Source organism: Phenylobacterium sp., assembly GCF_044236515.1.
Classification (GTDB): domain Bacteria; phylum Pseudomonadota; class Alphaproteobacteria; order Caulobacterales; family Caulobacteraceae; genus Phenylobacterium.
Genome location: NZ_JBIIGK010000160.1, coordinates 1 through 6,494, shown reverse-complemented (window position 1 = coordinate 6,494; position 6,494 = coordinate 1). Strand labels below are relative to the sequence as shown.

The following is a 6,494-nucleotide window of genomic DNA, read 5'->3' as shown; positions in this document are numbered from 1 at the left end:
GCCGCAGGCGACGGCGCGGCTTGATAGAGCGTCAACCCTCACGCATATACTTCCCGCTGCGACCGGAGCGCCTGAGGCGCGCCGGCGTTTTGCGTTGAAGACCCGAAACCACCCCTCGTCGAAACGACCCAGGAGCCCCGCCTATTCGCCGCCCCATGCAGGCGCCGCCCGTCAAAGACGGTCCGCGCATCAATGACGAAATCCGCGTTCCCCGCGTTCTGCTCATCGACCAGCACGGCGAGAAGCAGGGCGTGATGCCGACCTCCTCCGCTCTGGAAGCCGCCGAAGAGGCCGGTCTCGACCTGGTGGAGATCGTGCCGAACGCGGACCCGCCCGTCTGCAAGATCCTGGACTACGGCAAGTTCAAGTTCCAGGAGCAGAAGAAGAAGAACGAGGCGCGCAAGCGGCAGAAGGTGGTGGAGATCAAGGAGATCAAGCTCCGCCCCAACATCGACGTCCACGACTACGAGGTCAAAGCCCGCTCGATGCACCGCTTCTTCGAGGAAGGCGACAAGGTGAAGGTAACCCTGCGCTTCCGGGGTCGCGAACTGGCCCATCCGGAACTCGGGATGAAGCTGCTCCAGAAGGTGAAGGCGGACTTCGAGCCGGTCGCCAAGGTGGAGTATGAGCCGCGCATGGAAGGCCGGCAGATGATCATGATCCTGGCCCCGCGCTGAGCCGCGCGAGCAGGACCGGAACCAAGCGGCCGCCCCTCGGGGCGGCCGTTTTCGCATGGGGCGCCTTGCCGCAGGCGCCGTCGGCTCAGCTTGATCTGAACGCCAACCCGCCCTCATCTAAGCCCCTGATTTCGTCGGGGTTCGTAAAATGCAGACGATCATGGGGCGTCGCAGCCTGCTGCGGCTCGGCGGCGCGGCCGCGCTTTCCAGCTTCGCCCTGCCCGCGTTGGCCGACGTCGCGCCGCGACGAGCGACCCTGCTTAACCTGCACACCGGCGACCGCTTCGACGACGTCTATTTCGAGAACGGGGCCTATCTGAAGGACGCCCTGGCCGAAGCCATGAAGGTGCTGCGCGACTGGCGCACCGGCGACGTCGGCCCGATGGATCCCAAGCTGTTCGACGCCCTGGCGGCGGTGAGCGGCAAGCTTGAGACCCGCCAGCCGTTCCAGATCATTTCCGGCTACCGGTCGCCGAAGACCAACGCCATGCTGGCGGCCCGAAGCTCGGGCGTCGCGTCCAACAGCCAGCACACCCTGGGCAAGGCCGTCGACGTGCGGGTGCCGGGCGTAGCGCTGGCCAATGTCCACAAGGCGGCGCTCAGCGTTTCGGCCGGCGGCGTCGGCCTCTATCCAAAATCCAACTTCGTCCATGTCGACACCGGCCGCGTCCGGCGCTGGACGGGGGTCTAGGGCCCGACGTCGGTCGAAGGGGTGGCCGGCGCCGTAGAGGGCTCCGGTTCGACCGTCGTCATCCCGACCGCCGCGGCGTCCTCGGCGACCTGATCATCGACCGGCGGCGGCGCTGGCGCGGGCTCAGGCGCTGGCGCCGCGGCGACTGCGGGCGTCGCCGCTTCTTCCGCGTCGGCGGCACGGACCTCCACCGTCTTGGGGGCCTCAGGCTCCGACGTCAGGTCAATGCCGCGGCTCAGCGCCAGAGCGGCCAGCAGGATGGCGCAGGCCGCGGCGATCCACAGAACGATCTTCATCATCTCGCGTCAGGTCTCCTGCGTCGCCCGCGGGCGCTCCAGCACGCCGGTGCGCAGCAACAGGTCCCGGTCCCAGTCGTAAGGATCGGTCCGGAAGTGCATCTGGCCGTCGGCGCCGGCGAAAGCGGTCCAGTAGAGGATGTAGACCGGCGTCTCGGCCGGCAAGCGGGCGCGCACCGTCTTGCCGCTGTCCAGAGTCGTGGCGATCGCCTCCGGCGTCCATTGCGCATCGCCGGCGAGCAGCGCCTCGGCCAGTTCGCGCGGCTTCTCGACCCGCACGCAGCCATGGCTGGCCTGCCGCGCAAACCGCTCGAAGGTGTCCTTGCTCGGCGTGTCGTGCAGGTAGACGGCGAACGGATTGTCGAAGTCAAACTTGAAGCGGCCGAGCGCACTCTGCTCCGAATTCTGCTGCAGCCGGGTCGAGCCATCGTCGTTCTTGATCACCCGGAAACCGTTGCGCGCGAGGTAGCCAGGGCTCGCCCGCTCCTTCGGCCAGAGTTCCTCGCGGGCGATTCGGCTCGGCACGTTCCAAGGCGGGTTGATGACCACGCTGTGCATGACCGAAGTCAGCATCGGCGTCTCGTCGCCAGGCTTGCCGGACACGGCCTTCATCGACAGCACCGGCCGGTCGTCCTTGAACAGGGTGACGATGGCCGCGCCGGAGTTCACCTGCACCCGCGTCGGCGGCATCTGGCGCGGCATCCAGCGCCAGCGCTCCAGGTTGGCGATGATCTGAAGCACCCGCTGGCCCACCGGCTGGTTCAGCATGCGCAGCGTGCCGCCGCCAACCACGCCGTCGGGCTCGATCCCGAACCGCCGCTGGGCACGCTGCACCGCCTGCTGCAGGGCCGCATCGAAAGCGGCGCCGCTCTTCGGCGCTTGCGGATCCTCGACCGCGAGGCGGGCGCGCAGGGCGGCGACGCGCGGCCCTGTGTCGCCGAGCTTCAGCGACGGACCTTCCGGGACCGCCTTCCAGCCGCCGGCCTCGCCCAGCGCTCGGTACTTCTCCAGCCCGCGCTTGAGCCCGACATAGCCCGAATAGGGCGGCGGCAGGCTGTCCAGCCAAGCCTTGAACCGCCCTTCCGCCAGGACGCTCGAGAGCTCCAGCGCCGGATCGTAGGTCGCGGGGCGGAGCGTCCAGTTCTCCGGAAACTGGCCAAGTTGGAGCCGGCCGACACGCACGTCGCGGGCATAGCGCAGCAGGCTATCGACGAGCTTGTCCGGCTCGGTCGGGTAGGCTGCCGGGTCCAGCCCGTGCTCCGCTGCGGCCTTCAAGGCTTCTGTGGCCTGGTCAGACTGTTGGGGATCGAGGGTCGGGCGCGCGGCATCCTGCGCCAAGGCAACGCTGGCATAGAGCGCCGGCAAAGCCGACACGGTCAGGCGCAGAACGTCCCGCCGCGCAACACTGAAACTCATCGGCTCAACACACCTCGTAACGCCCTCGTCCCGAACAAACGCGGCTGGGGCGATTTCGGTGCGGCTCATGGGAGGGATTTAGGGCTCCGCACGAGCTTCGCCAATCGGCCCCGGAGCCGAAGCCCCGGGGCCGGCGCCGGTTAGCGCATACCGTAGCTGCGCTGGCCGTCGCGGCTTTCAAAGCGGATCCGCATTGCGAGGCGGTCGAAGCCTCGGTCCAGCTCGGCCATTTCACGCGGCGAGTAGCCGCCCGGACGATAGCGAGCTTCCAGTCGGGCCAGCTCGCGGAACTCGGCGCGCAGACGCACCGCTTCGGCGCGGGTCAGGCGGCCGCTGCGCAGGCCGTTGTCGATCCGGCGGTCCAGCTGCGCCTGGCGTTGGGCGATCGGCACCCAGCGGCCGGAGTTGTCACTCCAGCCCCGGCCGCCGTACCAGCCTTGTTCGCCGTCGCGGCGATTGTCACGAATGCGCATGGACAGCTGGTCGAACCGGCGGTCGAGGTCCTGGCGCTCCCAGTTCGACAGGCCGTTGACCCGATAGCGGGCCTCCAGGCCGGCGAGGTCGCGGAACTCGGCGCGCAGCGACATTGCTTCTCGGCGGGACAGGTCGCCGGTGCGGACGCCCGCGTCGATGCGGTCGTCGAGGCGGGCCTGGCGCTCGTTGATGGTCATCCAGCCCTGAGCCGACGCGGCGCCGGCGCTGAGCGCGAGGGCGACGCCGGCGAACAAAGCAACACGGTTACGCTTGGTCATGGGTCTCTCCTTCTTCGTATCGTTCCCCCAAGCCGAAGCTTGCCGACCGGGTGGAAACTCCGAACGGGCGGTTTGAGTTCGATTTGGCCCTTCCCCCTGGCCCCGGACCCGCCGCCATGAACCGAGTGCGCGGCTCGGGTGTTTATGAGCGGCTAAATTCCGGAGCTCGACGCCATGACCCGTCTCGTCCCCTTCGTCGCGGCCCTCGCCGGCGCCGGCGCGCTGTTGAGCGCCGGGGTCGCCGCCGCCGAGATCAAGCCTGGCCAGCAGGAAGGCCTCGGCCTGACCGCGCGCGACGTGCCGGAGCTGCTGCAACGGGCCAAGGCCGATCCCTATGCCGCGCCGGCCAATTGCGACGCCGCCTACGCAGAGCTCGCCGAGCTCGACCGCCTGCTCGGCCCGGACGCCAACGAGCCGGAGGCGCAGCCCAATCAGGCCGGCAACCTGCTGGTCAAGGGCGTCCGCAGCCTGATCCCGCACCGCGAGGTCTTCCGGATGCTGACCGGGGTCGAGAAAAAGGAGCGCGAGCTAACCGAAGCCGCCATGGCCGGCTGGGCGCGCCGCGGCTTCATCAAAGCGACGATCCGCAAGGACTGCCACGCTGCCGAGGCCGGGACCGCGCCGGTCGTCGCCAGCGCCGAGGTCGCGCCTCCGGCAGCCGAGCCTCAGGCCCTCCAGCCAGTCGTGGAGACCGGGCCATATGGCAATCCGGCCGTGGACGAGGCCGTCGATCTTGCGCCCGAGCGCGTGGCCGCTGCCGCGGCGGTCGCCCCCCCCGCCGCCGTTAACCCCTGATTCTGTTCTCCGAAACCCGGCCTTTACCGCCCGCCTGTATCAATTCGCGACATAAAGAGCCTCGTCCAACGAGACGAGCGTCCGATCTGATGTGGGTGTCTGCCAATGTCCAAGACGGTCCTTGTCGTCGATGACGACCCGACCCAGCGCCGCCTGATCCAGGCGGTGCTGGAGCGTGAGGGTTTCGCTGTATCCCAGGCCGAGAGCGGCGATGACGCCATCGGCAAGTTGGTGGCCGGCGCGCGCGCCGACGTCGTCCTGCTCGACCTCGTCATGCCCGGCGCCTCCGGCCAGGACACCCTCGTCGAGATGCGGGCCCGAGGCTTCAGTCAGCCGGTCATCGTCGTCACCGCCACAGGCGGCATCGACACGGTGGTGCAGGCCATGCAGGCCGGCGCCTGCGATTTCTTCGTCAAGCCGGCCGCGCCGGAACGGATCATCGTCTCCATCCAGAACGCCCTGTCGATGGGCGCTTTGAAGGGCGAGGTCGATCGGCTGAAGAAGCGCGCCGCCGGCCGCACCACGTTTGACGACCTGATCGGCGGCTCGCCGGCCATGACCATGGTCAAGCGGCTGGGCGAACGGGCGGCCAAGTCCGGCATCCCGATCCTGATCACCGGCGAAAGCGGCGTCGGCAAGGAAGTCATCGCCCGCGCGGTCCACGGCTCATCGGAGCGGGCCGGCAAGCCCTTCGTGGCCGTCAACTGCGGCGCCATCCCGGAGAATCTGGTCGAGAGCATCCTCTTCGGCCACGAGAAGGGCAGCTTCACCGGCGCGACGGACAAGCACCTCGGCAAGTTCCAGGAAGCCAACGGCGGCACCCTGTTCCTCGACGAGGTCGGCGAGCTGCCGCTCGACATCCAGGTCAAGCTGCTCCGGGCGTTGCAGGAGAGCGAGATCGACCCGATCGGCGCCAAGCGCTCGGTGAAAGTTGACGTGCGCATCGTCTCGGCGACCAATCGCGACCTGTCCAACGCCGTCGCCGAAGGCCGCTTCCGCGAGGACCTGTTCTATCGTCTCAACGTGTTCCCGATCGAGGCCCCGGCCCTGCGCGAGCGTCGCGAGGACATCCCGGCCCTGGTCGAGGCCTTCGTGCGGCGGTTCAACATCGAGGAGGGCAAGTCCGTGGCCGGCGCCGCGCCGGAGACCTTGGGCTACCTCACCGCCTACGACTGGCCGGGCAACGTCCGGCAGCTGGAGAACGCGGTCTACCGCGCCATCGTCCTAGCCGATGCGCCTTATCTGGCGCCGCATGACTTCCCCGCCATCTCCGGGGTCGCCGCCCCGCCGCCGGAGGCCCTGCCGGCGCCGGCTCCGGCTCCTGCCTTGCCGCCGACCGCCCAGGACCTTGCCGCCGAGATGCCGCGCGAGGCGCCGGTGCGCATCCTCGACGAACGCGGCCACCTGCGGACCCTCGAAGAGATCGAGCGGGACCTCATCGAGCTCGCCATCGGTGTCTACGCCGGCCACATGAGCGAGGTTGCCCGACGCCTCGGCATCGGCCGTTCGACCCTCTACCGCAAGGTCAAGGAACAGGGCCTGGAGGACGTCGTCGAGGCGGTGGCCGCCCAGGCCTAGGCGACCTCTGGCTCGAGGTAGTGGGCGTTCGCCTCGCGGATCCTGGCCCGTTCCTCGTCGTAGAAGAACGGCAGGAAGGCGTAGCGCGTGCCGCGCGTCACCCGTGTCGCTTCGTGCAGCAGGGTGCAGGAGAAGATGACCGCGCCGCCGGTCGGCGGCCGGTAGGTGCGCGTGCCGAACTCGGGGAACCGGAGGTCGCCGCCTTCGAACTCCTCGGCGTTCAGGTTGATCGAGCAGGCGAACTGCCGGTGCGCCGTGCCGCCGGTGGTGTTGTCGCGGTGCGGCTTGA

The 6,494-nt window shown here is 69.0% G+C and carries 8 protein-coding genes; 4 read left to right on the top strand and 4 right to left on the bottom strand.

The annotated features are described in order from the left end of the window. Window positions 1–155: 155 nt before the first annotated feature. Window positions 156–677 carry a translation initiation factor IF-3 gene (infC, locus tag ACILRF_RS13655; protein ID WP_395673791.1) on the top strand — a complete coding sequence of 174 codons (522 nt, stop codon included), beginning with the start codon at window positions 156–158 and terminating at the stop codon, window positions 675–677. Window positions 678–825: 148 nt separating this feature from the next. Further along, on the top strand, window positions 826–1,368 hold the full coding sequence (locus ACILRF_RS13650; protein WP_395673789.1) for a YcbK family protein: 543 nt from the start codon (window positions 826–828) through the stop codon (window positions 1,366–1,368). On the opposite strand, the gene ACILRF_RS13645 is transcribed toward ACILRF_RS13650, so the two are convergent. From ACILRF_RS13645 to ACILRF_RS13635, 3 genes are all read right to left on the bottom strand, one after another. After that, window positions 1,365–1,664, bottom strand: a complete 300-nt coding sequence (locus ACILRF_RS13645) for a hypothetical protein (RefSeq protein WP_395673787.1) — start codon at window positions 1,662–1,664, stop codon at window positions 1,365–1,367. The two genes, ACILRF_RS13650 and ACILRF_RS13645, sit on opposite strands and share 4 nt — an antisense overlap. A 9-nt stretch (window positions 1,665–1,673) precedes the next feature. Beyond that, entirely contained in the window at window positions 1,674–2,939 is a 1,266-nt protein-coding gene (locus tag ACILRF_RS13640; RefSeq protein ID WP_395673785.1) for a murein L,D-transpeptidase, read from the bottom strand. A 281-nt stretch (window positions 2,940–3,220) separates the two neighbouring features. Continuing rightward, window positions 3,221–3,832 (bottom strand): hypothetical protein, encoded by a 612-nt coding sequence (locus ACILRF_RS13635; RefSeq protein WP_395673783.1) that lies wholly within the window; start codon window positions 3,830–3,832, stop codon window positions 3,221–3,223. 174 nt (window positions 3,833–4,006) lie between these two features. On the opposite strand from ACILRF_RS13635, the gene ACILRF_RS13630 reads away from it, so the two are divergent. Both ACILRF_RS13630 and ACILRF_RS13625 read left to right on the top strand, forming a co-directional pair. Beyond that, complete coding sequence (locus ACILRF_RS13630) at window positions 4,007–4,627, top strand: hypothetical protein (RefSeq protein ID WP_395673781.1); 621 nt, start codon at window positions 4,007–4,009, stop codon at window positions 4,625–4,627. 105 nt (window positions 4,628–4,732) lie between these two features. Beyond that, on the top strand, window positions 4,733–6,205 hold the full coding sequence (locus tag ACILRF_RS13625; RefSeq protein WP_395673779.1) for a sigma-54-dependent transcriptional regulator: 1,473 nt from the start codon (window positions 4,733–4,735) through the stop codon (window positions 6,203–6,205). On the opposite strand, the gene ACILRF_RS13620 is transcribed toward ACILRF_RS13625, so the two are convergent. After that, the coding region (locus ACILRF_RS13620) for a 2OG-Fe(II) oxygenase (protein WP_395673777.1) at window positions 6,202–6,494 on the bottom strand (293 nt) is incomplete at its 5' end. The genes ACILRF_RS13625 and ACILRF_RS13620 overlap by 4 nt on opposite strands.

What these genes read in the sequence shown, in the direction of transcription:
- ACILRF_RS13630 (WP_395673781.1), top strand. Translation starts at nt 4,007, where the DNA reads ATGACCCGTCTCGTCCCCTTCGTCGCGGCCCTCGCCGGCGCCGGCGCG.
- infC (WP_395673791.1), top strand. Translation starts at nt 156, where the DNA reads ATGCAGGCGCCGCCCGTCAAAGACGGTCCGCGCATCAATGACGAAATC.
- ACILRF_RS13650 (WP_395673789.1), top strand. Translation starts at nt 826, where the DNA reads ATGCAGACGATCATGGGGCGTCGCAGCCTGCTGCGGCTCGGCGGCGCG.
- ACILRF_RS13645 (WP_395673787.1), bottom strand. Translation starts at nt 1,664, where the DNA reads ATGAAGATCGTTCTGTGGATCGCCGCGGCCTGCGCCATCCTGCTGGCC.
- ACILRF_RS13635 (WP_395673783.1), bottom strand. Translation starts at nt 3,832, where the DNA reads ATGACCAAGCGTAACCGTGTTGCTTTGTTCGCCGGCGTCGCCCTCGCG.
- ACILRF_RS13625 (WP_395673779.1), top strand. Translation starts at nt 4,733, where the DNA reads ATGTCCAAGACGGTCCTTGTCGTCGATGACGACCCGACCCAGCGCCGC.